This is a genomic window from Burkholderia sp. Bp9090, from assembly GCF_003857985.1.
Classification (GTDB): Bacteria; Pseudomonadota; Gammaproteobacteria; order Burkholderiales; family Burkholderiaceae; genus Burkholderia.
This window is the reverse complement of record NZ_QTPV01000011.1, coordinates 66,544-88,716: the sequence shown is the minus strand read 5'-3', so window position 1 is coordinate 88,716 and position 22,173 is coordinate 66,544. Positions and strand designations below refer to the sequence as shown.

Below are 22,173 nucleotides of genomic sequence, written 5' to 3'. Positions count from 1 at the left end.
TGAACGCAGGCCGCCCTACCGTCTTTCCCGATTTATCCGACATGCGCCAGATCATTCTCGATACCGAAACCACCGGCCTGAACCCCCGCACGGGCGACCGCCTGATCGAAATCGGCTGCGTCGAGCTGCTGAACCGGCGGCTCACCGGCAACAACCTGCACATCTACGTGAACCCCGAGCGCGACAGCGATCCGGGCGCGCTGGCCGTGCACGGCCTCACGACCGAATTCCTGAGCGACAAGCCGAAGTTCGCGGAAGTCGTCGATCAGATCCGCGACTTCGTGAAGGACGCCGAGCTGATCATCCACAACGCGCCGTTCGACCTCGGGTTTCTCGACGCCGAATTCGCGCGACTCGACCTGCCGCCGTTCACCGAGCATTGCGGCGGCGTGATCGACACGCTGGTGCAGGCCAAACAGATGTTCCCGGGCAAGCGCAATTCGCTCGACGCGCTGTGCGACCGGTTCGGCATCAGCAACGCGCACCGCACGCTGCACGGCGCACTGCTCGACTCGGAACTGCTCGCCGAAGTCTATCTCGCGATGACGCGCGGCCAGGACAGCCTCGTGATCGACATGCTCGACGACGCAGGCGCCGACGGCGGCGCGGCGAACGGCCAGCGCGTGGCGCTCGCGTCGCTCGACCTGCCGGTGCTCGCGGCGAGCGACGAAGAACTGGCCGCTCACCAGGCCCAGCTCGACGAACTCGACAAGTCGGTCAAGGGCGCCTGCGTATGGCGCAAGTCCGCCGACGCGGACGCCGCCGAAGCCGCCTGACGCGGCGTCTTACGCGCCGAAGCCGTGCCTGCAGCCGCGCTCAAGCGCGCGGCTGCAGTGCGATGACGGCCATCCCCCCGAGCGCGAGCATCGCACCCGCCACATCCCAGCGGGTCAGCGCGATGCCGTCGACCGCCCGCAGCCAGATCAGCGCCACCGCGATATACACGCCGCCGTACGCCGCATACGTGCGCCCCGCCGCGCTCGGGTGCAGCGTCAGCAGCCACGCGAACAACGCGAGCGACAGCGCGGCCGGCACCAGCAGCCAGACAGGCCTTCCCCCTTTCAGCACGAGCCACGGCAGGTAGCAGCCGACGATCTCGGCCAGTGCAGTGACGGCGAACAACGCCGCAATCCTGATCAGTTCGGTCATCCGGTTCCTCGCAAATTCGGCCCCATCCGGCGGGCCCGCGCGACCCCGCCGCGCGCCGCCGATCATACCGGAGCCGACCCCGCCGGAACCGCCGCCAGACGGGGGATTCCAGGCAATTTGCACGATCGTCTGTCATCGTGCTATCATGTCGCCTGTTTCAACATTCAATCTCTGTCTATTCGATTTCGCAAGAAGTCCGTCCGCGCATTGCGGGCCGGTGCTTCGACCGAAATTGCATCCACAGGAAAGCCCGCCCGACAGGCCCGCTTTTCTCGTTTCGTTGCCCCTCCGGGGCGCTTGCCGGAACGCCGGACTCCGTCCGCGCCGGCATCTGCCGCTCGCATCACGCGGCCCATTCTTCATGAGCGCACCGTCGCGACGGCCCATCGGGCCCGCGTCGAAGCAGTCCCTTACGGCCCTTTACCGCCTCATGTGCAGTAAGCGCTTAAATGGCCTGCCCCGACGCGCAGCACACGACATCGCGCTCGCCGGCAAACCGTGTCGGACGGCCCGCCCGTTCCGGCGCAGTCAAAGGAGTGCATGACCTTGACCGCAACACACGTCAGCCCGACCGCTGCTTCTTCCTCCACGTCGTCCGGCGACGCTCCGCTCGCCGCGGACGACATTACCGTCGTCGACCAGAGCCTGCTCAAGCGCGCCGTCAGCGCGATGGCCATCGGCAATGCGATGGAATGGTTCGACTTCGGCGTCTACAGCTATATCGCCGTCACGCTCGGTAAAGTGTTTTTCCCGTCCAGCAGCCCGTCCGCGCAGCTGCTCGCGACCTTCGGCACGTTCGCGGCCGCGTTCCTCGTGCGCCCGCTCGGCGGCATGGTGTTCGGCCCGCTCGGCGACCGCATCGGCCGCCAGCGCGTACTCGCCGCCACCATGATCATGATGGCCGTCGGCACCTTCGCGATCGGCCTGATCCCCAGCTACGCGTCGATCGGCATCATGGCGCCCGTGCTGCTGCTCGTCGCCCGCCTCGTGCAGGGCTTCTCGACCGGCGGCGAATATGGCGGCGCCGCCACCTTCATCGCCGAGTTCTCGACCGACAAGCGCCGCGGCTTCATGGGCAGCTTCCTCGAGTTCGGCACGCTGATCGGCTATGTGATGGGCGCCGGCGTCGTCGCGCTGCTCACCGCGTCGCTGTCGCAGGAAGCGCTGCTGTCGTGGGGCTGGCGCGTGCCGTTCCTGATCGCGGGCCCGCTCGGCCTGATCGGCCTGTACATCCGGATGAAGCTCGAGGAAACGCCGGCGTTCAAGCGCCAGGCCGAGGAGCGCGAAGCGCAGGACAAGGCCGTGCCGAAAGCGCGCTTCCGCGAGACGCTGATGCGCAACTGGCGCGCGCTGCTGCTCTGCGTCGGCCTCGTGCTGATCTTCAACGTGACCGACTACATGGTGCTGTCGTACCTGCCGAGCTTCATGTCGTCGACGCTGCACTTCGACGAGTCGCACAGCCTCGTGCTGGTGCTGATCGTGATGGTGCTGATGATGCCGCTGACGCTCGCCGCCGGCCGCCTGTCGGACAAGGTCGGCCGCAAGCCCGTGATGCTGGCCGGCTGCGTCGGCCTGCTCGCGCTGTCGATCCCGTCGATGATGCTGATTCATGCGGGCACCACCGCGTCGGTGTTCGGCGGCCTCCTGATCCTCGGCGTGCTGCTGTCGTGCTTCACCGGTGTGATGCCGTCGGCGCTGCCGGCGCTGTTCCCGACCGAGATCCGCTACGGCGCGCTCGCGATCGGCTTCAACGTGTCGGTGTCGCTGTTCGGCGGCACGACGCCGCTCGTCACCGCGTGGCTCGTCGACGTGACCCACAACCTGATGATGCCCGCGTACTACATGATGGGCGCGGCCGTGATCGGCATCGTGTCGGTCGTCGCACTCGCCGAAACCGCACGCCAGCCGCTCAAGGGCTCGCCGCCGGCCGTCGCGTCGCGCCGCGAGGCACACCAGCTGGCGCGCCAGCTGCGCGAGGAAGACGACGCGGAAATCTACGGCGTCGTGTCGCCCGCGCGCGCCTGAGCGTCGCCCGCTCGCCCATGAAAAAGCCCCGGCCGAAGCCGGGGCTCGATCGAACCCGATCCGCCCGACCGGCTTGCGCCGGCCGGGCGTTTTTTCATCCGACGATGCGACGCGGGTTCATGCGTGCGCTTCGCAGTGGCGGCAGAAGATCAGCGCACGCGAACGCGACACGGCTGCCTGCGCGCCCCGCGCGGCGACGATCAGGCCGACCTGGCCGAGATTGAAGTCGCGCTCGACCATCAGCTGCGTCAGCGCGGCAAGCGGCAACACGACGGACGGGTGGTACAGACTCGATTCGATCAGCGCTCTCATCATCGGCTCCATCAGGCAATGCATATTCGATGGAGTGGATTCTAGGGACGGCCCGCATCCGGATAAACAGCGCGAATGCGAAGTCACTTGTCAGCGGCGGAGAACAATCGGCACGTCCTTGCCGGACGGGGCCGGGCGGGCAGCGCACGAGCGCGCGGACGCATAAGACGCAGCGGCGCGACGTGGTTTTCAGCACGTCGCGCCGAACAATAACGCGCGGTCGGACGCGCCGCGGACTGCGGTTGGGTCGATACGCGCCGAATGCCGGCCCGGTTCCGACGCGGCGGGGCCGGACGCGCCGCCCTCGCCCGCCGTCGTTCCGGTGCCGCCGCGATCGACGCCGGATTCAGGCGAGCGGCGTCTCGACAAACGCCGGCAGCGCTTCCGCACGCGCCGAATGCGCGGCCAGCGCCGGATACCGGGCCGGATCGATCCGCGCGAGCGCCGGGTAATCGGCCGCCATGAATTGCGTGAAGCGCCAGGCGACGGCGACGGTCACGTCGGACTGCAGCAGCCGCGCGCCGCCGAACCAGCCGTTCGCGGCCGCGACGAGCGGCTCGAGTTCGCCGTACGCAGCCTCGAGCTGGCTCAGCACGCGCTCGAGCCACGGCGCGTGCTGCTTGTCGGTCGGTCGCAACGCGTGCTCGTACACCACCTGCACCGTCTTCTCGGCCGCCGCCAGCGCGAGGCCGACCGGCACCAGCGTGCGCAGCCGCGCGTCGGCGGCGTCGGGCAACAGGCGCCGCTCCGGCGCGACGCGATGGTCGAGGTAGTCGACGATCAGCGACGAATCGATCAGCGTCGCACCGTCGTCGGTCACGAGCGTCGGCGCCTTCACGACCGGGCTGAACGACCGGAACCGGTCGAACTGACGAAACACCGAGACCGACTCGTGTTCGAACGGCAGGTCGAGCAGCTTCGCCGATATGGCGACACGGCGCACGAACGGGGAATCCAGCATGCCGATCAGCTTCATCGCAAACGCTCCGCTTGAGGGAATGGGACCGACGACTGTAGCAGCGCCGTGCGCCGGTGCCTAGCGCGATGCCGCCGAAACGCGCGGCGAAATCCGCGTCGTCCGGTCACGTTTCCGACACCCGCTGCGCGCCCGGAGTGACCATAATGCAGATTCCCCCCCTTCCGCCTCGAGGTTCGCCATGTGGTACGACGTCGTCGAGCAGCAGCGGGAATGGATGCGCGCCTGGCGCGACGCGACGCGCCACGCGTTCGACGTATGGCCCGCCGCGACGCTGCCGCACGCCGTGTCGTCGTGCTACGACGACCTGTTCGAACCGCTCCTCGGGCCGGCCGCCGGGCCGCCGCGCTTCGAGATCCGGCGGCCGGCCGTCGACGAGCGGATCGTCGCGCGCACGCCGTTCTGTCAGTTGCGGCGCTTCGCACGCGACGATGCGCGGCGCGCGGTGCTGCTGTGTGCGCCGCTCGCGGGGCACGCGGCCGTGATGATGCGGGAGACCGTCGAGGCGCTGCTCGCGGACGGCGACGTCTGCGTGACCGACTGGGTCAATGCGCGCGACGTCCCGCTCGCGGCGGGCCGCTTCGGGCTCGACGAGTACGTGGCGACGCTCGACGGCTTCGTCGACGCGCTCGCCCGCGACGACCGGCCGCTGCACGTCGTCGCCGTATGCCAGGCCACCGTTCCCGCGCTCGGTGCACTCGCGCTGCGCGCCGCGCGCGGCCACGCACCGCCCGCGAGCGTCACGCTGATCGGCGGGCCGCTCGACGCACGCATCAACCCGACCACGCTCGGCACCACGGCCGCGTCCCGTTCGCTCACGTGGTGCCGCCGCCACCTGATCGACATCGTGCCGCCCCGCTTCCCCGGCCGTGGCCGGCACGTGTTCCCGACCTATCTTCAGCAGGGCGAGATCGCGCTGCTGTATCCGCAACGCTTCCTGACGCTGATCGAGGACTACGCGCGCGCCGCGTCGCACTTCGACCTGACGGCGCTGGCGGACGCGCGGCGCGCGCTGCGCGAATACACGGCGCTGCTCGACATGCCGGCCGAATACTTCCTGGACACCGTGGATATCGTGTTCCAGCGGATGTGCCTCGCGAACGGCACGTGGCAAGTCGGCGGCCAGCGCGTGGAGCCGGCCGCGCTGCGCGGCGTCGCGCTGCTGACGGTCGAAGGCGGTTGCGACGCCGTCACCGGCGCCGGCCAGACCCATGCGGCACTCGACATGTGCCGCGGCCTCAAGGCCGGCGAGCGCCAGCGTCTCGATATCGACGACTGCGATCACTACGGGCTGTTCACGGGCGCGCGCTGGCACGGCAACGTCCATCCGGCGCTGCAGCGCGTGTTCGCGCAGGCCGAAGCCGTTCGCCCGATATCGCGCCGGCGCCGGGTCAGGCGGACGTGAGGTCGTCGTCCGGCCCGTGGGCCGCATCGAGGAGCGCGCGCACCTCGTCGTCGCCGGTCTGGTCGAAACGCGTGTAGAACTGGCTGATCCCGAAGAAGCGCAGCGGCTGCGACACCGTCACGAACGCATCGGCCAGATCGTCGAACGCATGCTGGGCGCCGGCCGGCGCGACGGGTGCGGCGGCCACGATGCGCGCGGGATGGCGCTTGCGCAGCGCCTGCAGTGCGACGCGCATCGACGCGCCGGTCGCGATGCCGTCGTCGACGACGATCGCGATGCGGCCGTCGACCGGCAGCGGCGGCCGCGCGCCGCGATACAGCGTGTCGCGGCGCTGCAGTTCGGCGGTCTCGCGCACGATCACGTCGGCCAGCTGGGAATCGGACACGCCCATCGCGCGGATCGCCGCGTGCTGCAGGTGGATCGCCCCGCCGGTCGCGATCGCGCCGATCGCGAATTCGGGATCGGAGGGCATGCCGAGCTTGCGCACGACCAGCACGTCGAGCGGCGCGCGCAGCGCCTGCGCGATCGGGAATGCAACCGGTACGCCGCCGCGCGGCAGCGCGAGCACGACGACGTCGCGACGCCCCGCATAGTCGTGCAGCGCGAGCGCAAGCTGACGACCCGCGTCGGCGCGATCGGCAAAACACTCGGTCAAGATCGGCTCCCTGCCGTTGGGCCGGATGCGCGACCTGCGCGCCGGCACCTGTTCAACGAGCATGGTTCATCGGACACGCCGATGCAAGCGGGGTCATACCGGCGTGCGCGGCAGGCGGATCGCGGCACGGAAAAGGATGGGTGGCGTTCGCCCGGGGCGGGCCGCCGTCAAGCGCTCAGAGCCCGCCGGCCTGCCGATACAGCCGCCAGAACGACTGCGCGTACGACTGCGCGAGTTCCGGCGCGCGCTGGAACACGTTGACCGTTTCCGCGTGCGCGGCCGCGTCGTCGGACAGCGTCGTCAGCGCGACGCTGTCGTCGACGATCACGAAACGCGGTGCGGGGTCGCCGTGCCGCGAATCGATCGCGACGTCGATGCCGGCCGATTTCAGATAGCCCGCGCCGCTGTACTTGCCCGCGCGCGACGAGCGCACCAGCACGACCCGCACGTCGATCCCGCGCGAACGCGCCGCGCGCAGCGCCGCCGCGACCGCTGGCGGCACGTACGCGTAGCCGGCCAGCAGCACGCGACGCTGCGCCTGACCGATCAGGTCGACGGTCGCGTCGGCCGCCGCATTGTCATACGAAAAGTACCTGCCGACCGCGGCGGCGTCGGACGGAATCGGGCTGGCGTGGGCGGTCGCCGCACAGCAAAGCGCGGTGACGAGGAAGGCGGCTGGTCTCATGGCGGGCGCCATTGTAGCGACGCCAATTCGCATGACAAGCGCCTGCTGCAGCGCTGCTGCGCCGGCGCAACACCCGGCGCGGAACGACCGGTCGGCAGGCGGATTTCGAAGCGGAATTCGAAGCGGACTTGAAGCGGTTCCGGCGCGTGATCCGGCCGCTTGCACGCCGCCGGTCAGCCGGCCGCGACGCGCGCGAGCCAGCTCGCGATACCGTCGACCGAACGGAAATCCGCGACGCTGCGTGCCGGCAGCGCCGGATACGCGCTGCCCGCCATCTCGGCCAGTGCGCGGCCCGGGCCCAGTTCGAGAAACGCGGTCGCGCCGGCCTCGACGCACGCGGCCAGACAGGCCGCCCACTCGACCGGCTCCGCGATCTGGCGCGCGAGCTTGTCGAGCCCGGCGTCGACATCGAGCACCGACGCGCCGTCGATCCCCGAAAACAGTCGCGTGCCGGGCAGCGGCCGGCGCACGTTCACGGCGGCCAGCGATGCGCGAAACGCGGGCACCGCCGCCGCGAGCCGGTGCGTGTGCGACGCGATCCGCACGCACACGGGCGCGACACGCAGCGCACCGTCGCGTGCGGCGGCGTCGGCCACCGCGGCGACGTCGGCCTGCCGCCCGGCCAGCACGTAAGCATCGCCCGGATTGGCGATCGCGATCGCCGCATCGCGGCCGTCGCAGAGTTGCGCGAGCCGCGCACGCGTGAGCCCGCGCACGAATGCCATCCGTTCATCGCCGCCGCTCGCGGCATCCATGGCGCGCGCGCGCGCCTCGGCCAGCGCCAGCGCGTCGTGCGGATCGATCATCCCCGCGACGCTCCACGATGCGACTTCGCCGACGCTGTACCCCGCGACGCAACGACGCCGCGGCCACATCGCCTCGAGCAACATCGTCGCCGCAAGCGCCTGCACCGTGCAGAGGATCTGCGCAGCGCGGTTCTCGCGCAGCGCATCCGGTTCGGCGTGCCGCACCCAGTCGCGCGGATCGTCGCCGAGGAGCCGGCCGGCGTGCGCGAACAGCGCATCGGCTTGCGGCACCGCGCCGGTCAGCTCGAACATGTCCGCACGCTGCGCACCTTGCCCCGAACAGAGGATCGCCAGCGTCATCGTCCCGCCTCGTTCGTCTCGAGCGCATCGACGAACACGCTCATCGCCAGCAGGTCGGCCGCGCCGCCCGGGCTCAGCCGGCGCGCGACGAACGCGCGGTGCGCGGCGGCCGCGCGCAGTCGCCAGTCGCGGGCGCGGATGCCGCCGCGGGCAACGAATGCGCGTGCCGTGGCGCGCGCGAAATCGAGGCCGGCCTGCCCGCCGCGGTGCAGCAGGTTCGTATCGTCGAGCGCGGCGATCAGCGCGAAGCAGGCGTCGACGCGCGCGGCCTCCGGATCGTCCGGCATGCAGCGCCGCGCGCGGCGCAGGGCCGGCAGCCCGACGTCGTACACGGTCGTGAACCCGTCGGCCGCCTCGCGACGCGCGCCGCCGACGCCGTAGCGGCGGCTCGCGCGCTCACCGTGACTGTCGGGCAACCGCGGGCCGCCGAGGATCTCGGTGCCCCAGCGCCGCGCGACGAACGCGCCGAGCGTCAGCGTGCGTGCCGCGGTGCCCGGCACCGTGCGGCGGCCGGCGGCCGCGCACAGCAGCCCGAGCCCGAAGATCGCGCCGCGATGCGTGTTGACGCCGCCGGTCGCGGCAAGCATCGCGTGTTCCGCGCGCAGCCCGATCTTGCGCAGCACGGCCATGTCGGCGTCACGCGCACCGGCTTCGGCGAGCTCCGCGAAGTACGGCCGCAGCACGGCCGCGCTGCGCACGAACATCATGGCATCCATGTCCGCGTGACTGCCGGTGTCGACGTGACTGACGAGGCCCGGCTTCGGATAGGTGTCGATTTCCAGCACGAGGCTGTGCTCGGCGAGTTCGGCGATGCGCTCGGCATCGGACGGCGCCGGTGCACGGCAGGCGGCCCACGCACTCATCGCGTGCCTCCGGTGAATGCGTCGGCAGGCATCAATTCGACGGCGATCGCCGTCTTGACCGCGACTTCAGGCAGCCGCGCATGCAGCTCGCGCCAGTTCACGCCGGCGCCGTCGTCGCGCAGCAGTTCGCCGTCGATGCGCATCGGCGCGCGTGCGTCGAGTGTCGCCAGGCCGTCGAGCAGCGCGGCGAGCGATGCGGCGTCAGGCAGCGGAAACACGAGGTCGAGATCGGACGACGCGCTCAGGTAGCGCTCGCCCGTCAGCGCCTGCCATGCGAGGCTGCCGAATACGCGGCCCTGCACGCCGCAGCGGGCGCCGAGCGCAGCCAGGTCGCGCAGCGTCGCATGCCATGCGTCGGGCGCGACAGCGAGCACATCGGCGAGCGTGGGCAGCGGACCGACCGACGCGAGCGCGTCGGCGGCGACGTTCAGTGCAATGCGCCGCTTGCCCGCCGAAGGCGGCAGCGGCAAGCCGAGCGGGATGCGCCCAGCATCGGCCTCGTCGGGCGACGCGCGGCGCACGATCAGCGGCCAGCCGTGCGCGGCCCACGCCTGCACGAGCGGATCGGCCGCCAGCGCGGGATCGCGCGCGCAGGCCGCGCCCCACCCGGCCGCCGTCAGCGTGACGAGCGTGTGGCGGCGCAGCGGCGTGTCAGCGTGCGGCACGCGCGAGTGCCTCGACACGCCGCGCGACGTCGGCCGCGACCGGCCGGCCGCGCGCCGCACGCACGTCGTTGCGATCGGCCGGCTTGCCGAGCCATTCGGCGACCTGCGCGTCGAGCGCGCGTGCCGGGTCGAGCACGGCGTCGACGGCGCCCATCTTCACGAGATTGTCGAGCCCCGGCGCGAACACCGGCGTCGAGCGCGCCATCTCCTTCAGCACGTCGATCGGCAGCTTCGTCACGCGCGACATCGACGGCAGGTCCATCACTTCCGGCTCCGCGCCCGGCAACGCGAGCAGCGTGCGCGTCGCGAGCGCGGTCGCGATGAACGCGCCCGCGGCCGTATGGCCGTACAGCAGGCCGATCGTCCGGTGCCCGTCGAGCTCCGCGTGCATCAGGCATTTCGCGAGATGCGACAAGCCTTCGTTCAGGCCGAGCAGTTCGTCGCGCTTGCTCATCCGCTGGCTGTCGCTGTCGACGAGCACGAGAATCGGCGTGTCGCCGCCGCGCCCGATCGTGTCGAGCACGTGCGACGCAAGCGTCACCGCTTCGTCGATGCCGAACGGCAGACGATCGGCGACGCCGATCACGTCGACGCGCGTACCGGTCAGATCAGCGTGGCCCGCCAGCAAGCCGCCGGTCCGCGTGATCGCGTGGCCGTTCGGGAACAGCGAGGTCAGTACTTCATCGAGCGTCATGCTGCGGCTCCTGCAGTTGATCGGCGAGCTTCGCGAATTCATCGTCGGGCATGCCGGGAATCGCTTCCGGCTCGCTCGCGCCGAGCGCGCGCCACACGTCGAGCGCGTCCTTGCATGCGCCGAACCGTTCGACACGCGCTTCGAGACGCGCCTGCTCCGCGCGCAGCATCGCCGCGTCGAAGTTCGGCGCACGGCCGATCAGGTCGAGCGCGGCCGCGCGAAACGCGTCGGGCGTATCGGCCACGTAGCGGTCCGCGCCGCCGATCAGCCGGCGGTGCTTGCCGCCCATCGTGCGCCAGATCAGCGCGCGGTCCTTCGCATCGAATTCCTCGACGCCGCGATTGGTCTCGATCACCTCGGGCCCCGACACGCTGATGCGCCCCTGCTCCGACACCGCGAGCGCCGAACAGCACGCGGCGAGCAGGCCGCCGCCGCCGTAGCAGCCCGCGCGCCCGCCGATCAGCCCGATCACCGGCACGCCGGCCGCGCGCGCCTCGACGAGCGCACGCATGATCTCGGCGATCGCCAGTTCGCCCGCATTCGCTTCCTGCAGCCGCACGCCACCCGTATCGAACAGGATCAGCACCGGCGTGCCGAGGTCGCGCGCCGCACGCAGCAGCCCCGTGAGCTTCGCGCCGTGCACTTCGCCGAACGCGCCGCCCATGAAGCGGCCCTCCTGCGCGGCGACCAACACCGGCGTGCCGTCGAGCCGGCCGCGGCCGACCACCATGCCGTCGTCGAACTGCTGCGGCAGGTCGAACAACGGCAGGTGCGGGCTCGTCACACGATCGCCCGGCCCGAGAAATTCCGTGAAGCTGCCCGCGTCGAGCAGCCCGTCGACGCGCTGGCGCGCCGACGCTTCGTACCAGCTCGCGCGGTTCGCGACGAATGCGGGTGCGTCTTGGATCGCGTCGGTCATCATGCGCCTCCCTCGATCGCGCGCACGGCCTGCGCGAGCCGCAGCGACACCATGTCGGGCCGCGCGCCGCCGTCGTTGATCGACAGCTTCAGGCCGCCCGGCGCGCGCCGTTCGACGAAGTCCGACACGACGGCCTGCCACACCGCGCCGAAACCGACCGCCGCGGTGCGGATATCGATCTCGCATTCGTTGCCCGGCAGCACGCGCTCGACGAGCACCTCGAGATTGCCGGACGCGACCACGCCGACGAGCGCCGTGGCCAGTTCGCCCTGCGCGCGTTCGCGCGCGGTGAAGCGATAGTTCAACTGTTCCATGCCCTTGTCCTCACCAGTTGCGGAACCGGGCCGGCGGCGCATACAGGCCGCCCGACCAGTGCACGAGATCCTTGATCGAGCGCGCGGCAAGCCAGCGGCGGTCGGCGTCGAGCGGATCGATACCGAGATCCTCCGGGCGGCGGATCACGCCGCGCTCGCGCAGCCGCTCGACCAGCCTGCGATCGCGCCCGCGGCCGACTTCCGTATAGCCGGCCACGCCGCGGATCGCGTGCTCGCGTTCGTCCTTGTCGCGGCACATCAGCAGGTTCGCGATCCCTTCCTCGGTGACGATGTGCGTGACGTCGTCGCCGTAGACCATGATCGGCGCGAGGTCGAGCTGCAGCTTGTCAGCGAGCTTCAGCGCGTCGAGCTTCTCGACGAACATCGGCACGTTCTTGTCGCCGAACGTCTCGCCGATCTGCACGACCAGCTTGCGGCCGCGCCTGAGCGCCGCCGGCGTGTCGGGGTCGGCTTCCGCGCCGGCCTTCAGCCACGGCTCGCTCGGATGGCGCCGGCCGCGCGCGTCGCTGCCCATGTTCGGCGCGCCGCCGAACCCGGCGATCCGCTCGGCCGTGACCGTCGACGAATGGCCGGACAGGTCGATCTGCAGCGTCGAGCCGATGAACATGTCGCATGCGTAGAGGCCGGCGGTCTGGCAGAACGCGCGGTTCGAGCGCAGCGACCCGTCGGGGCCCGTGAACCATACGTCGGAGCGCGCGCGGATGTAGTCGTCCATCCCGACTTCGGAGCCGAAGCAGTGAACCTGCTCGACCCAGCCCGATTCGATCGCGGGAATCAGCGTCGGGTGCGGATTGAGCGCCCAGTGCGTGCAGACCTTGCCCTTCAGCCCGAGCTTCGCGCCGTAGGTCGGCAGCAGCAGCTCGATCGCGGCCGTGTTGAAGCCGATCCCGTGGTTCAGGCGCTTGATCCCGTACGGTTCGTAGATGCCCTTGATCGCGAGCATCGCGGTCAGGATCTGGGTCTCGGTGATCGCGGCCGGGTCGCGCGTGAACAGCGGCTCGACGTAGAACGGCCGGCCGGCCTCGACGACGAAATGCACGCGATCGCCCGGAATGTCGACGCGCGGCACCTTGTCGACGATGCGGTCGACCTGCGCGATCACGATGCCGTCCTTGAACGCGGTGGCTTCGACGACGGTCGGCGTGTCTTCCGTGTTCGGGCCGGTGTACAGGTTGCCGTCGGCATCGGCGCTGACCGCCGCGATCAGCGCGACCTGCGGCGTGAGATCGATGAAGTAGCGGGCGAACAGTTCAAGATAGGTGTGCACCGCGCCGAGCGCGATCTTGCCGCCGAACAGCAGCTTCGCGATGCGCTGCGACTGCGGGCCCGAATACGCGAAGTCGAGACGCTTCGCGATGCCGCGCTCGAACACGTCGAGATGCTCGGGCAGCACGACGCCCGACTGCACCATGTGAAGGTCGTGGATCTTCGCGCTGTCGACGTCGGCGAGCGCGGTGGCGAGCAGGTCGGCCTGCTTCTGGTTGTCGCCTTCGAGGCAAACGCGGTCGCCGGGCCGCAGCACCGCTTCGAGCAACGCGACGGTGTCGCGCGCATCGACCCGCTTGCCGCGCGCCCCGGAGGAAGTGGCCTTGGGCCACGCGAAAGCCGCGCCGGCCGCGAGGCGTGCATCGCGCGCCTGCCGCGCGTGATTCCATCCCGTCATGAACAGTTCTCCCGCTTCGATGGTTCAGCGGCATTCTAAGCCTGGCGCCGCCGCCGATTGATGATGTTGACGAATGCGACTCAGAGGACGCCGCGATGGATGCGGCCCCGCCGCGGCCCGCGCGCGCCGGCGCTTGCGCACCGGTCGCCCGGATCGCACGCTTGGGCGGCTATGCGCCGACCAGCGCGCGCGTCGTGAAGAACAGCACCGACGGCCCGAGCAGGCAGCCGACGCCGGTATGGAACGTCGCGACCAGCGCGCCGTACGGCACGAGCCGGCGATCCGTCGCCGCGAGGCCCGCGCTCACGCCGCTCACGGTGCCGGCGAGGCCGCCGAAGATCATCGCGGAGCGTGGCGTCTTCAGGCCCATGAAGTTGGCCGCGACCGGCGTGCCGACCATCACGATGATCGCCTTCACGAGGCCCGTCGCGATGCTGAGCGCGATCACGTCGGAGCTCGCGCCGATCGCCGCGCCCGTGACGGGCCCGACGATGTAGGTGACCGCGCCCGCGCCGATGGTCGTCATGCTGACCGCATCGGTATAGCCGAACGCGCGCGCGATGCACGCGCCGACGATGAACGGCAGCACGGTGCCGAGCAGCAGCGACACGACGCCGACGAGGCCGGCCTTGCGCGCCTCGGTCGGCTGCACTTCGAACGCGGTCGCGACGATCGCGAAATCGCGCAGCATCGCGCCGCCCATCAGGCCGACGCCGGCGAACAGCTTGACGTCGGCCAGCCCCTTCTCGCCGCCGGTGAACGCGCCGCCGACGTACGCAAGCACGAGGCCGATCACGATCGCGATCGCGGAGCCGTGCACGCGGCCGAAGGTGAGCTTGCGCGACACGAGCGACGACAGCCACATGATCAGGCCGACCAGCGCGAACGACGCGACGAGCCCGTTGTGGGCGACGGTTTTTTCGAGCATCTGCAGCATCGCGGCCTCCGTTACTGTTCTTCGAATTGCGGCACGCCCGCGAAGGCCGTGTCGTCGCGCCCGGTGCGCACGAGTACCGCGATGCAGCATGCGCAGATCGCGACCGCGCCGATGGCGGCGAGCAGCGCGACCGGCCCGCCCTTCAGCGCGGCGACGACGTTCTGGTTCGCGGCCATCGCGACGACGACCGGGATGTACATCGCGCCCCAGAAACCGACGCCGGCCTCGGTCTCCTTCGGCAGCCAGCCGCGCCGGTGCAGCCACAGGCGCAGGCAGATCAGCAGCAGCATCGCGATGCCGACGCCGCCGACGTTGGTCTTCACGCCGATCGCTGCGCCCAGCAGGTCGCCGAGGAACAGTCCGGCCAGATGGCAGAACGCCAGCAGCGCGGTTCCGTAGATGATCATGAGTCGTCTCCAGTCTCTTCGTGACGGGTGCCTGACGCGTGCGGGAGTCGGGCCCGCATGCCGGTTCCGGGCGCGGACTGGGTGTCTCCTGCGGCGGGGCGCCGCGGCCCGGCGGCTCGTCGTGCGAGCGCGTTCTCAGGCGGTCGATGGGATGATGCGGTTTCGGGCCGGACGCCGGATGGCTTAGACTGACCGATGGAGCCGGCGGCGCGACACGGGCTACGCGTCCGGTGCGCCCCGTTTGCATGGGCCGCACCAGCGCGTGATCCGATACTAGCGCCGCACCATCCGGCCATTTATGAAGTTGTCGAAACCGATTCAGTGGATTTAGCAATGCGTCCATTACCGCCCGAGCTGCTGCGCAGCTTCGTCGCCGTCGCCCAGTCCGGCAGTTTCACCGCCGCGTCCGAACGCGTGAGCCTGTCGCAGTCGACCGTCAGCCAGCACATTCGCCGCCTCGAGGAACTGCTCGACCGGCCGCTGTTCGAGCGCGACACGCGCAACGTGCACCTGTCGCAGCACGGCGATGCACTGTTCCGCTACGCGGTGCGCATCCTCGAGCTGATGGACGAGGCCGTCACGTCGGTGTGTGGCCCGCCGCTGTCGGGCAAGGTGCGGCTCGCGATGTCGGAGGATTTCGCGTCCGCGCACCTGACGGCCGCGCTCGCGAGCTTCGTGCAGCGCAATCCGGAAGTCGAGCTGGCGATCTCGACCGGGCTGTCGGGCGACCTGTTCGATGCGCTCGACGAAGGCCGTCACGACCTCGTGTTCGCGAAACGCGTCGCGGGCAGCCGGCGCGGCCGCGTGATCCGCAGCGAACCGCTGTACTGGTGCACCGGCCCCGATTCGCGGATCACCGGCCACGAGGCCGTGCTGCCGCTCGCGATGCATCCGGAGCCGAGCGTATCGCGCCGCCGCGTGCTCGAGTCGCTCGAGGCGGTCGGCCGCCCTTACCGGATCGCCGTCGTGAGCAGCAGCATCGCGGTGCTGCGCGCGGCCGCGAGCGCGGGGCTCGGCGTCAGCGCGTTCGCCGGCTACGTGATTCCGGCCGGGCTCGCGCGGCTCGACGCGGGGCTCCCCGAACTCGGCGAACTCGAATACGTGATCGACCGGCCGGCGGCCGCGTCGCGCTCGACGCTCGCGCTCGAAGCGACGCTGATCGCGGCGGCGGCCGAGCTGTAAGGCTGGCTGCCGCCTTCACGCCAACGCCGCCGCGGTGTTCGCGCGCAACTGACCATCTTGCCCGGAACGCGTCAGCGTCCGCGCAGTCCCCGCTCGCGACAATGGGCCGCATCGGAACGCACGGCAGTGTGCCGCGCGTCCGCTGTCCCGTCCCCTTGATCGGAGCACACCATGAACGTCGTGCGAATCGCCGTCGCGGCCGCCGCAGCCGCGCTGCTGTCCCCCGCCTTTGCGCAAACCGATGCCGCCGCCCCCGCGCAGGGCCTCACGCGCGCGGAAGTCGTCGCCCAGCTGAAGCAGGCCTACCTCGACGGCGAATTGCCGACCAACGACGGTAACTATCCGCCGGATACCGCGACGCGCGCGCGCAATCGCGAACTGGTGCAGGCCGCGCTGCCCGCGTGGCTCGCGCAGACGCCGCAGCCGGCACCGCAAACGGCCCTGCAGCAATAGCCTTCCCGGCGCGACCGGAACGCCGCGCGGCGACGCGCTCAGGGCAGGAAGCTGCGGCGGCGCGCGTCGATCAGCTCGACGAGCAGCCGGTCGCGCTCGGCCGCCAGTTCCTGCATCGAACGCTCGCCCTGGATCGCGCGCAGTTCGTCGTTCAGCTTGCGATCGACGGCCGGATCGAACGACGGCGTGCCGAGGTCGTCCCACCACGTCGTGATCGGCCCCGACAGGTGTTCGAGGAAGTGTGCGATCCCGCCCGCGCCACCGCCGAGGTGATAGGTCAGGCACTGCCCCATCAAGCCCCAGCGCAGGCCCGGCCCCCACGCGACCGCCTTGTCCGCATCGGCGACACTCACCACGCCTTCGCCGACGAGGTGATACACCTCGCGAAACAGCGCGGCCGCGAGCCGGTTCGCGACGTGGCCGGTCATCTCCTTGTTGAGCACGATCGTCTGCTTGCCGAGTGCGTCGTAGAACGCCTTCACGCGCGCGATCACGCTCGGGTCGGTCGCGCTGCCGCCGACCAGCTCGACGAGCGGAATCAGGTGCGGCGGGTTGAACGGATGCGCGATCAGGCAGCGTTCCGGATGCCTGTCGCACGCGGTCTGGATCTCGGACATCTTCAGGCCCGACGAGCTCGACGCGATCGGCACGCGCGCGGGCAGCACGTCGTCCATCTGCCGGTACAGCGCGCGCTTCAGGTCGAGCCGCTCGGGGCCGTTTTCCTGCACGAAATCGACGCCGTCGAGCGCGCGCACGAGATCGGCGTCGAACGACAGCCGCGCGGAAAGTTCGGCGGCCCGCTCGCCGAGGAAGGCCGCGAGCGCGTCGCGCAGCCGCGCGTCGGCCTGCGGTGCGGGATCGGTCGCGACGACGTCGAAGCCCTTCGACAGATAGAAAGCCGCCCAGCTCGCGCCGATCACGCCGGCCCCGACGATCGCGATGCGTTGAATCTCCATGTCCGTTCCGTCTCCGTGGTCTGTGGATAGCGCGACGATTGTCGCATCGATCCCCGTCACGACGCGTTGATGCCGATTGCACTTTCCCTCTTGAAATCCACCGCGGCGGCCTCTAATTACCCGTTGCCAGGCAGTGCCCGTCACGCGCACTGCCCCCGTTTCGACTCAGCGGAAAACCGTGCGTCGCACTCGCCATCGGCGTCGCGCCATCGTGTCTTTCGCGTCTCATGTTCCGGAGGATCCTCATGAGCGGTATTCATTTCGGTCACGACCTGTTCGACGAATTCGCCCGGGTGCAGCGGCAGATGGCGAGCCTGTTCGGCGAGCCCCCGACCGGCATCCGCGCGGTGCGGCCGAGCGCGTTCCCCGCGCTGAACGTCGGCGCGACCGACGACGCGATCGAGATCGTCGCGTTCGCTCCCGGCATGGCCGCGGCCGACTTCGACGTCTCGATCGACAAGGACCTGCTGACGATCAGCGGCGAGCGCAAACCCGCACCGCACGACGCCGGCGACGACGTACGCACCTACGCGCAGGAGCGCTTTCACGGCGCGTTCCGCCGCGTGGTCGAGCTGCCGCAGAACGCGGACGCCGACAACGTCAGCGCCCGCTATGAGAACGGCTGCCTGCTGATTCGCGTCGGCCGGCGCGAGGCCTCGAAGCCGCGCGCGATCACCGTTCAGTAACCTTCAGGAGAACGATATGAATACGAGCCAGAGCCAGACCCTGACCGAACGCCAGACCGGTGCCACGCAGGCAGCCGCCGCCGAAGCCGCGCGCCGGCCCGCGATCACGCCGGCCGTCGATATCGTCGAAGACAGGCAGCGCGTCACGCTGCGTGCCGACCTGCCCGGCGTGCCGCGCGAAAACCTCGACGTGAAGGTGCACGACAACACGCTGACGATCGAAGCCGACACACGCATCGACACGCCGGCCGACCTGCGCGTGCGTCACGCCGAAGTCCGCGCGCCGCGCTACGTGCGCACGTTCGTGCTGAGCCCCGACCTCGACACGTCGCGGATCGATGCGAGCCTGCGCGACGGCGTGCTCACGCTGACGATTCCGCGCCGCGAGGAAACGCGCCCGCGCCGCATCGACGTGACGGCCGGCAACGCGTAACGCCGTCGCGTAAGCGTCACGCGACGCGCATGACGAATGACGAAGCCCCGCCGGGCATGACGCGCGGCGGGGCTTTTTTTCGATGTGCCGAGCAGGACACGCTCGCCGTCGCGTTCAATCGAAATCGAACAGGTCGAACACCGACTTCTTGCGACGCCGGCCGTCGTGCCGGTAACGGTCGTCGGGCACGCGGCCGTCGCGCCCCCAGCCGTCATCACGCCCGCGCGGCGCCTGCGCATCGTGCCGCACCGGCACCTCGTCGCGGCGCGCCGGCCCGTCGCCGGTTTCGCGCGCGATCAGCTTGTCGAGTTCGCCGCGATCGAGCCACACGCCGCGGCACGTCGGACAGTAGTCGATCTCGATCGATTGTCGCTCGGCCATCAGCAGGTCAGGCGTCTTGCAGACCGGACATTTCATCGCGTTTCTCGTTTCGTCGGACATTCCGAATCGCGGGCGGGCCACGGCCCGCCCGCTTGGCTCAATGACCTTCGCGCCGCGCCACGCGCTTCGCCTTCGCACGCCGCGCCAGCATGTTCATGCCCTCGACGAACGCCGAGAACGCCATGGCCGCGTAGATATAGCCCTTCGGCACGTGCGACCCGAAGCCTTCCGCGATCAGCGTCATGCCGATCACGACGAGGAACGACAGCGCGAGCATCACGATGGTCGGGTTGCGGTCGATGAAACGTGCGAGCGGCTGTGCGGCGAACAGCATCACGGACACCGCGACGATCACCGCGACGAACATGATCGGGACGTGCTCGGTCATGCCGATCGCGGTCACGATGCTGTCGATCGAGAACACGATGTCGAGCATCACGATCTGGCCGATCGCGGCCCACATCGTCAGGCCGGCCGCGCCGCCGGATGCGCCCGCGCCGTCGCCGTCATGCGACACGTGGTGATGGATCTCGGTGGTCGCCTTCCATACGAGGAACAGGCCGCCCGACAGCAGGATCATGTCGCGCCAAGAGAACGCGTGATCGAACAGCGTGAACACGGGTTCGGTCAGGCTCGCGATCCACGCGACGCTGCCGAGCAGCGCGAGGCGCATCACGAGCGCGAGCGCGATGCCGAGGCGCTGTGTGCGGGCGCGCTGCGCTTCGGGCAGCTTGTTGCTGAGGATCGAGATGAAGATCAGGTTGTCGATGCCGAGCACGACTTCCATCACGACGAGCGTCAGGAGCGCGGCCCAGACGGCGGGGTCGGCGGCAAGCGTCAGCAGGTAGTCCATGAAAAGGGCCGATTCGAAGGTGGAAAGCCCGATGATAGGTGGCGCACGACTTCGCAAAAATCAGAGAAAATCTGATCTTTGGTTCGGTTTTTACGAAATAACGATCCGATGCTGAATTTCCGCCATCTGTACTATTTCTGGGTCGTCGTGAAGGAAGGCGGCTTCGCGCGGGCCGCCGAGCGGCTCGACATGGCCGTGCAGACGATCAGCGCGCAGGTCCGCGAACTGGAAAAGTCGCTCGGCCACCAGTTGCTGCGCCCGGCCGGGCGCGGTGTCGCGATGACCGACGCCGGCCAGGCCGCGTATGCGCGTGCGGAGGTCATCTTCGAGATGGGCCGGCTGATTCCCGACGAAGTGCGCGCGGCGGCCAGCCAGCCGACCGTGCGGCTCGCGGTCGGCCTCGCGGACGGGATATCGAAGCTCGCCGCGCATGCGCTCCTCGCGCCGGTGCTCGATACGCCCACGCTGCGGCTGCTGTGCCACGAGGGCGAGCACGACGCGCTGCTGGCGGAACTGGCGCTGCATCACCTCGACCTCGTGCTGGCGGGCCAGGGTGCACCGTCGGGGTCGAACCTGCGCGTGACGAGCGAGCGGCTCGTCGCGTCGCCGGTCGACTGGTACGGGCCCGCGGCGCTCGTCACGCCGGCCGCGCGACAGCGCTTTCCGGCGTGCCTCGCCGACCTGCCGGTGCTGCTGCCGACCGCCCACTCGGCGCTGCGCGCGCGCCTCGACCTGTGGCTGGAGCGGGAACGGATCGTGCCCCGCATCGCTGGCGAATTCGAGGACAGCGCGCTGATGGCCGTGTTCGCGGCGCGCGGCCTCGGCGTGTTTCCGCTCAGCGAACTCGGCGCGAACGACGCATCGCTGCTGCGCGGGCTGCGCCGGCTCGGCCGGGCGGGCGACGTGACGGAGGAAATCCATGCGATCCGCTCGCGGCGCGGCGAACACCACCCGCTGGCGTCGCGCTTGCTCGCCGCCGCGCGGCCGGCGCCGGCCGGCTGAAGCGAGCGCGACATCAAACGAAACTATAATGACGCCCCGGCCATACGAGATTGCCACGCGCATCGCACCGGCCCCGCCGCCGCGTGCGTTGCGCCCGCAGCCCCGCGCGGCATCTCGCCGAGCCTATTGAAAGACGCCATGCACAACCGATTTCGCCTGTTTTCCGTTTCGTGCGCGCTCGCGGCCGCGACCGTGCTGGCGGCGTGCTCGTCGCCACCCAAGCCGATCTACCAGCAGGAGCAGTTCGACGCGACCAGCAGCCCGTATGCGCACACGTTCCACTCGAAATCCGACGCTTCCTGCGAGGCCGCGCGGCGCGCGCTGCTGAGCCAGGGTTATGTCGTGTCGTCGTCGCGCAACGACGCGGTCGACGGCAGCAAGAATTTCCAGCCGAGCAACGACATGCACGTCGTGATCGAGTTTCACGTCGTGTGCGCGGACGCGACTGCCGACGGCTCGTCGAGCATCGCGTACGTGAACGCGGTGCAGGACCGCTACACGCTGAAGAAGTCGAATACGTCGGCGAGCGTCGGGCTCAGCGTGTTCGGTTCGCTGTCGCTGCCGATCGGGTCGAGCGACGACGCGCTCGTGAAGACCGCGAGCGAGACGATTCCCGCCGGCGTGTTCTACGAGCGCTTCTTCAATCTCGTCGAGCATTTCCTGAAGATCGATCCGGCCCGCCGCGATCGCGCGACCGTGAAGGCGGCCGAGAAGGAGCCCGTGACGCCGCTGCCCGAGCCCGCGCCGACGCCGCAGGGCGAGCCGATGAAGATGACGACGCCGGTCGTGCCGACGCCGCCGGCGGCGCCGGTGCCGCTGTCCGTGCCGAGCGTCGCGCCGACGTCGGGCACGTCGGTCGTGCCGGCCGTGCCTGCTGCGGCATCGGCCGTGGTCGCGCCGGGGACGATGCGGGCCGTCGGGTCGGGGTTGGGAGCCGGAGTGGGTTCGGGGGCTGCGGCGAGTGCCGCGCCGGGTTCGGGTTCGGGTTCGGGTTCGGGTTCGGGTTCGGGTTCGGGTTCGGGTTCGGCACAAGCTTCGGCCTCGGCGCGGGCTTCGGCGCCTGCTTCGGCTGCGGTACCTGCTAAGACCTCGGCGCCCACCTCGGCTTCGACGCCCGCGTCAGCCTCCGCACCCGCTTCAGCTTCGACGCCCACTTCCGCTTCGGCGCCTACGTCCGCTTCGACGCCGGCCACGTCGACGTCTGCCGCTACCACGGCGGCATCGTCCGTGCCTGCGCCGGCGGCGTCCGCGCCGACGCCCTCGAACGCTGCTCCGACGCCGGCAGGCAAGACGTCCGCACCCGCTGCTGCCGACCCCGTCGCGTCGTCCGCGCCGACCGGCGCCAGCGCGCCGTCCGCGAACTGACCGCGCGCGCCCTCGCCGCGCCGCGCGCCGTGCGCGCGGTGCGCCGGCCGATCCCCGCCCCGTCAC

Annotated in this window: 26 protein-coding genes; 9 read left to right on the top strand and 17 right to left on the bottom strand. The window is 70.3% G+C overall.

The window, feature by feature from the left end; translation table 11 throughout:
• The first annotated feature begins 41 nt into the window (after nt 1-41).
• The gene (gene dnaQ / locus DIE16_RS13285) at nt 42-776 is read left to right on the top strand and encodes a DNA polymerase III subunit epsilon (RefSeq protein ID WP_124892406.1); all 735 of its coding nucleotides are present in this window, start codon (nt 42-44) and stop codon (nt 774-776) included.
• A gap of 40 nt (nt 777-816) precedes the next feature.
• On the opposite strand, the gene DIE16_RS13280 is transcribed toward dnaQ, so the two are convergent.
• Complete coding sequence (locus DIE16_RS13280; RefSeq protein ID WP_044844907.1) at nt 817-1,149, bottom strand: YnfA family protein; 333 nt, start codon at nt 1,147-1,149, stop codon at nt 817-819.
• A gap of 540 nt (nt 1,150-1,689) precedes the next feature.
• On the opposite strand from DIE16_RS13280, the gene proP reads away from it, so the two are divergent.
• Nucleotides 1,690-3,174, top strand: coding sequence for a glycine betaine/L-proline transporter ProP (proP, locus tag DIE16_RS13270; RefSeq protein ID WP_124892405.1), 1,485 nt, complete (start codon nt 1,690-1,692; stop codon nt 3,172-3,174).
• 117 nt (nt 3,175-3,291) lie between these two features.
• On the opposite strand, the gene DIE16_RS13265 is transcribed toward proP, so the two are convergent.
• Complete coding sequence (locus tag DIE16_RS13265) at nt 3,292-3,489, bottom strand: hypothetical protein (protein WP_044844954.1); 198 nt, start codon at nt 3,487-3,489, stop codon at nt 3,292-3,294.
• 343 nt (nt 3,490-3,832) lie between these two features.
• Complete coding sequence (locus tag DIE16_RS13260; protein WP_124892404.1) at nt 3,833-4,462, bottom strand: glutathione S-transferase family protein; 630 nt, start codon at nt 4,460-4,462, stop codon at nt 3,833-3,835.
• Nucleotides 4,463-4,643: 181 nt separating this feature from the next.
• Here DIE16_RS13260 and phaZ point away from each other — a divergent pair, with 181 nt between their 5' ends.
• Nucleotides 4,644-5,867, top strand: a complete 1,224-nt coding sequence (phaZ, locus tag DIE16_RS13255) for a polyhydroxyalkanoate depolymerase (RefSeq protein WP_124571579.1) — start codon at nt 4,644-4,646, stop codon at nt 5,865-5,867.
• On the opposite strand, the gene DIE16_RS13250 is transcribed toward phaZ, so the two are convergent.
• The 11 genes from DIE16_RS13250 to madL all read right to left on the bottom strand — a co-directional run bounded on the left by DIE16_RS13250 (nt 5,854) and on the right by madL (nt 14,796).
• Nucleotides 5,854-6,522 (bottom strand): phosphoribosyltransferase, encoded by a 669-nt coding sequence (locus tag DIE16_RS13250; protein WP_124892403.1) that lies wholly within the window; start codon nt 6,520-6,522, stop codon nt 5,854-5,856. The genes phaZ and DIE16_RS13250 overlap by 14 nt on opposite strands.
• 175 nt (nt 6,523-6,697) lie before the next feature.
• A complete protein-coding gene (locus DIE16_RS13245) occupies nt 6,698-7,219 on the bottom strand; it encodes a phospholipase D-like domain-containing protein (protein ID WP_124523563.1) in 522 nt (173 codons plus the stop codon).
• A 161-nt stretch (nt 7,220-7,380) separates the two neighbouring features.
• Nucleotides 7,381-8,313: a malonate decarboxylase subunit epsilon gene (mdcH, locus tag DIE16_RS13240; protein WP_124892402.1), complete on the bottom strand. Its 933-nt coding sequence runs from the start codon at nt 8,311-8,313 to the stop codon at nt 7,381-7,383.
• Complete coding sequence (gene mdcB / locus DIE16_RS13235; protein WP_124892401.1) at nt 8,310-9,176, bottom strand: triphosphoribosyl-dephospho-CoA synthase MdcB; 867 nt, start codon at nt 9,174-9,176, stop codon at nt 8,310-8,312. The genes mdcH and mdcB overlap by 4 nt, the downstream gene beginning before the upstream one ends.
• Nucleotides 9,173-9,841: a malonate decarboxylase holo-[acyl-carrier-protein] synthase gene (mdcG, locus tag DIE16_RS13230; RefSeq protein WP_124892400.1), complete on the bottom strand. Its 669-nt coding sequence runs from the start codon at nt 9,839-9,841 to the stop codon at nt 9,173-9,175. The genes mdcB and mdcG overlap by 4 nt, the downstream gene beginning before the upstream one ends.
• On the bottom strand, nt 9,828-10,535 hold the full coding sequence (mdcE, locus tag DIE16_RS13225) for a biotin-independent malonate decarboxylase subunit gamma (RefSeq protein ID WP_124892399.1): 708 nt from the start codon (nt 10,533-10,535) through the stop codon (nt 9,828-9,830). The genes mdcG and mdcE overlap by 14 nt, the downstream gene beginning before the upstream one ends.
• Nucleotides 10,522-11,457 (bottom strand): biotin-independent malonate decarboxylase subunit beta, encoded by a 936-nt coding sequence (locus DIE16_RS13220; protein ID WP_124892398.1) that lies wholly within the window; start codon nt 11,455-11,457, stop codon nt 10,522-10,524. The genes mdcE and DIE16_RS13220 overlap by 14 nt, the downstream gene beginning before the upstream one ends.
• Nucleotides 11,454-11,768 (bottom strand): malonate decarboxylase acyl carrier protein, encoded by a 315-nt coding sequence (gene mdcC / locus DIE16_RS13215; protein WP_044844916.1) that lies wholly within the window; start codon nt 11,766-11,768, stop codon nt 11,454-11,456. The genes DIE16_RS13220 and mdcC overlap by 4 nt, the downstream gene beginning before the upstream one ends.
• Before the next feature lie 10 nt (nt 11,769-11,778).
• On the bottom strand, nt 11,779-13,452 hold the full coding sequence (gene mdcA, locus DIE16_RS13210) for a malonate decarboxylase subunit alpha (RefSeq protein ID WP_124892397.1): 1,674 nt from the start codon (nt 13,450-13,452) through the stop codon (nt 11,779-11,781).
• 169 nt (nt 13,453-13,621) lie between these two features.
• Nucleotides 13,622-14,389, bottom strand: a complete 768-nt coding sequence (madM, locus tag DIE16_RS13205) for a malonate transporter subunit MadM (protein WP_124487563.1) — start codon at nt 14,387-14,389, stop codon at nt 13,622-13,624.
• 11 nt (nt 14,390-14,400) lie between these two features.
• Nucleotides 14,401-14,796 (bottom strand): malonate transporter subunit MadL, encoded by a 396-nt coding sequence (gene madL, locus DIE16_RS13200; RefSeq protein WP_044844919.1) that lies wholly within the window; start codon nt 14,794-14,796, stop codon nt 14,401-14,403.
• A gap of 333 nt (nt 14,797-15,129) precedes the next feature.
• Here madL and DIE16_RS13195 point away from each other — a divergent pair, with 333 nt between their 5' ends.
• Nucleotides 15,130-15,978: a LysR substrate-binding domain-containing protein gene (locus DIE16_RS13195; protein WP_039322076.1), complete on the top strand. Its 849-nt coding sequence runs from the start codon at nt 15,130-15,132 to the stop codon at nt 15,976-15,978.
• Nucleotides 15,979-16,149: 171 nt separating this feature from the next.
• The gene (locus DIE16_RS13190; RefSeq protein WP_124487561.1) at nt 16,150-16,431 is read left to right on the top strand and encodes a DUF4148 domain-containing protein; all 282 of its coding nucleotides are present in this window, start codon (nt 16,150-16,152) and stop codon (nt 16,429-16,431) included.
• A 38-nt stretch (nt 16,432-16,469) separates the two neighbouring features.
• Here DIE16_RS13190 and DIE16_RS13185 read toward each other — a convergent pair whose 3' ends face one another.
• Nucleotides 16,470-17,387, bottom strand: coding sequence for a 3-hydroxyacyl-CoA dehydrogenase NAD-binding domain-containing protein (locus DIE16_RS13185; RefSeq protein ID WP_124487560.1), 918 nt, complete (start codon nt 17,385-17,387; stop codon nt 16,470-16,472).
• 245 nt (nt 17,388-17,632) lie between these two features.
• Between DIE16_RS13185 and DIE16_RS13180 the strand changes: the two genes are divergently transcribed.
• Nucleotides 17,633-18,073 (top strand): Hsp20/alpha crystallin family protein, encoded by a 441-nt coding sequence (locus DIE16_RS13180; protein ID WP_044844922.1) that lies wholly within the window; start codon nt 17,633-17,635, stop codon nt 18,071-18,073.
• A gap of 16 nt (nt 18,074-18,089) precedes the next feature.
• Nucleotides 18,090-18,506: an Hsp20/alpha crystallin family protein gene (locus DIE16_RS13175; RefSeq protein ID WP_124892396.1), complete on the top strand. Its 417-nt coding sequence runs from the start codon at nt 18,090-18,092 to the stop codon at nt 18,504-18,506.
• Between the two features lie 114 nt (nt 18,507-18,620).
• Here DIE16_RS13175 and DIE16_RS13170 read toward each other — a convergent pair whose 3' ends face one another.
• Together DIE16_RS13170 and DIE16_RS13165 are read right to left on the bottom strand one after the other, a co-directional pair.
• The gene (locus DIE16_RS13170) at nt 18,621-18,923 is read right to left on the bottom strand and encodes a zf-TFIIB domain-containing protein (RefSeq protein WP_124571590.1); all 303 of its coding nucleotides are present in this window, start codon (nt 18,921-18,923) and stop codon (nt 18,621-18,623) included.
• A 61-nt stretch (nt 18,924-18,984) separates the two neighbouring features.
• Nucleotides 18,985-19,740, bottom strand: coding sequence for a TerC family protein (locus DIE16_RS13165; RefSeq protein WP_124487557.1), 756 nt, complete (start codon nt 19,738-19,740; stop codon nt 18,985-18,987).
• A 108-nt stretch (nt 19,741-19,848) separates the two neighbouring features.
• Here DIE16_RS13165 and DIE16_RS13160 point away from each other — a divergent pair, with 108 nt between their 5' ends.
• Nucleotides 19,849-20,742: a LysR family transcriptional regulator gene (locus DIE16_RS13160; RefSeq protein WP_124892395.1), complete on the top strand. Its 894-nt coding sequence runs from the start codon at nt 19,849-19,851 to the stop codon at nt 20,740-20,742.
• A 138-nt stretch (nt 20,743-20,880) separates the two neighbouring features.
• The gene (locus tag DIE16_RS13155; protein WP_124892394.1) at nt 20,881-22,107 is read left to right on the top strand and encodes a DUF2242 domain-containing protein; all 1,227 of its coding nucleotides are present in this window, start codon (nt 20,881-20,883) and stop codon (nt 22,105-22,107) included.
• Nucleotides 22,108-22,173 lie beyond the last annotated feature (66 nt).

Bases quoted from the DNA above. Each gene is read 5' to 3' on its own strand.
- DIE16_RS13195 (WP_039322076.1), top strand. From the start codon at position 15,130: ATGCGTCCATTACCGCCCGAGCTGCTGCGCAGCTTCGTCGCCGTCGCC.
- mdcH (WP_124892402.1), bottom strand. From the start codon at position 8,313: ATGACGCTGGCGATCCTCTGTTCGGGGCAAGGTGCGCAGCGTGCGGAC.
- DIE16_RS13160 (WP_124892395.1), top strand. From the start codon at position 19,849: ATGCTGAATTTCCGCCATCTGTACTATTTCTGGGTCGTCGTGAAGGAA.
- mdcA (WP_124892397.1), bottom strand. From the start codon at position 13,452: ATGACGGGATGGAATCACGCGCGGCAGGCGCGCGATGCACGCCTCGCG.
- DIE16_RS13170 (WP_124571590.1), bottom strand. From the start codon at position 18,923: ATGAAATGTCCGGTCTGCAAGACGCCTGACCTGCTGATGGCCGAGCGA.
- DIE16_RS13260 (WP_124892404.1), bottom strand. From the start codon at position 4,462: ATGAAGCTGATCGGCATGCTGGATTCCCCGTTCGTGCGCCGTGTCGCC.
- phaZ (WP_124571579.1), top strand. From the start codon at position 4,644: ATGTGGTACGACGTCGTCGAGCAGCAGCGGGAATGGATGCGCGCCTGG.
- DIE16_RS13165 (WP_124487557.1), bottom strand. From the start codon at position 19,740: ATGGACTACCTGCTGACGCTTGCCGCCGACCCCGCCGTCTGGGCCGCG.
- DIE16_RS13155 (WP_124892394.1), top strand. From the start codon at position 20,881: ATGCACAACCGATTTCGCCTGTTTTCCGTTTCGTGCGCGCTCGCGGCC.
- madM (WP_124487563.1), bottom strand. From the start codon at position 14,389: ATGCTGCAGATGCTCGAAAAAACCGTCGCCCACAACGGGCTCGTCGCG.
- DIE16_RS13280 (WP_044844907.1), bottom strand. From the start codon at position 1,149: ATGACCGAACTGATCAGGATTGCGGCGTTGTTCGCCGTCACTGCACTG.
- DIE16_RS13220 (WP_124892398.1), bottom strand. From the start codon at position 11,457: ATGATGACCGACGCGATCCAAGACGCACCCGCATTCGTCGCGAACCGC.
- DIE16_RS13190 (WP_124487561.1), top strand. From the start codon at position 16,150: ATGAACGTCGTGCGAATCGCCGTCGCGGCCGCCGCAGCCGCGCTGCTG.
- dnaQ (WP_124892406.1), top strand. From the start codon at position 42: ATGCGCCAGATCATTCTCGATACCGAAACCACCGGCCTGAACCCCCGC.
- proP (WP_124892405.1), top strand. From the start codon at position 1,690: ATGACCTTGACCGCAACACACGTCAGCCCGACCGCTGCTTCTTCCTCC.
- mdcC (WP_044844916.1), bottom strand. From the start codon at position 11,768: ATGGAACAGTTGAACTATCGCTTCACCGCGCGCGAACGCGCGCAGGGC.
- DIE16_RS13180 (WP_044844922.1), top strand. From the start codon at position 17,633: ATGAGCGGTATTCATTTCGGTCACGACCTGTTCGACGAATTCGCCCGG.
- DIE16_RS13265 (WP_044844954.1), bottom strand. From the start codon at position 3,489: ATGATGAGAGCGCTGATCGAATCGAGTCTGTACCACCCGTCCGTCGTG.
- DIE16_RS13185 (WP_124487560.1), bottom strand. From the start codon at position 17,387: ATGGAGATTCAACGCATCGCGATCGTCGGGGCCGGCGTGATCGGCGCG.
- DIE16_RS13245 (WP_124523563.1), bottom strand. From the start codon at position 7,219: ATGGCGCCCGCCATGAGACCAGCCGCCTTCCTCGTCACCGCGCTTTGC.
- madL (WP_044844919.1), bottom strand. From the start codon at position 14,796: ATGATCATCTACGGAACCGCGCTGCTGGCGTTCTGCCATCTGGCCGGA.
- mdcB (WP_124892401.1), bottom strand. From the start codon at position 9,176: ATGAGTGCGTGGGCCGCCTGCCGTGCACCGGCGCCGTCCGATGCCGAG.
- mdcE (WP_124892399.1), bottom strand. From the start codon at position 10,535: ATGACGCTCGATGAAGTACTGACCTCGCTGTTCCCGAACGGCCACGCG.
- DIE16_RS13175 (WP_124892396.1), top strand. From the start codon at position 18,090: ATGAATACGAGCCAGAGCCAGACCCTGACCGAACGCCAGACCGGTGCC.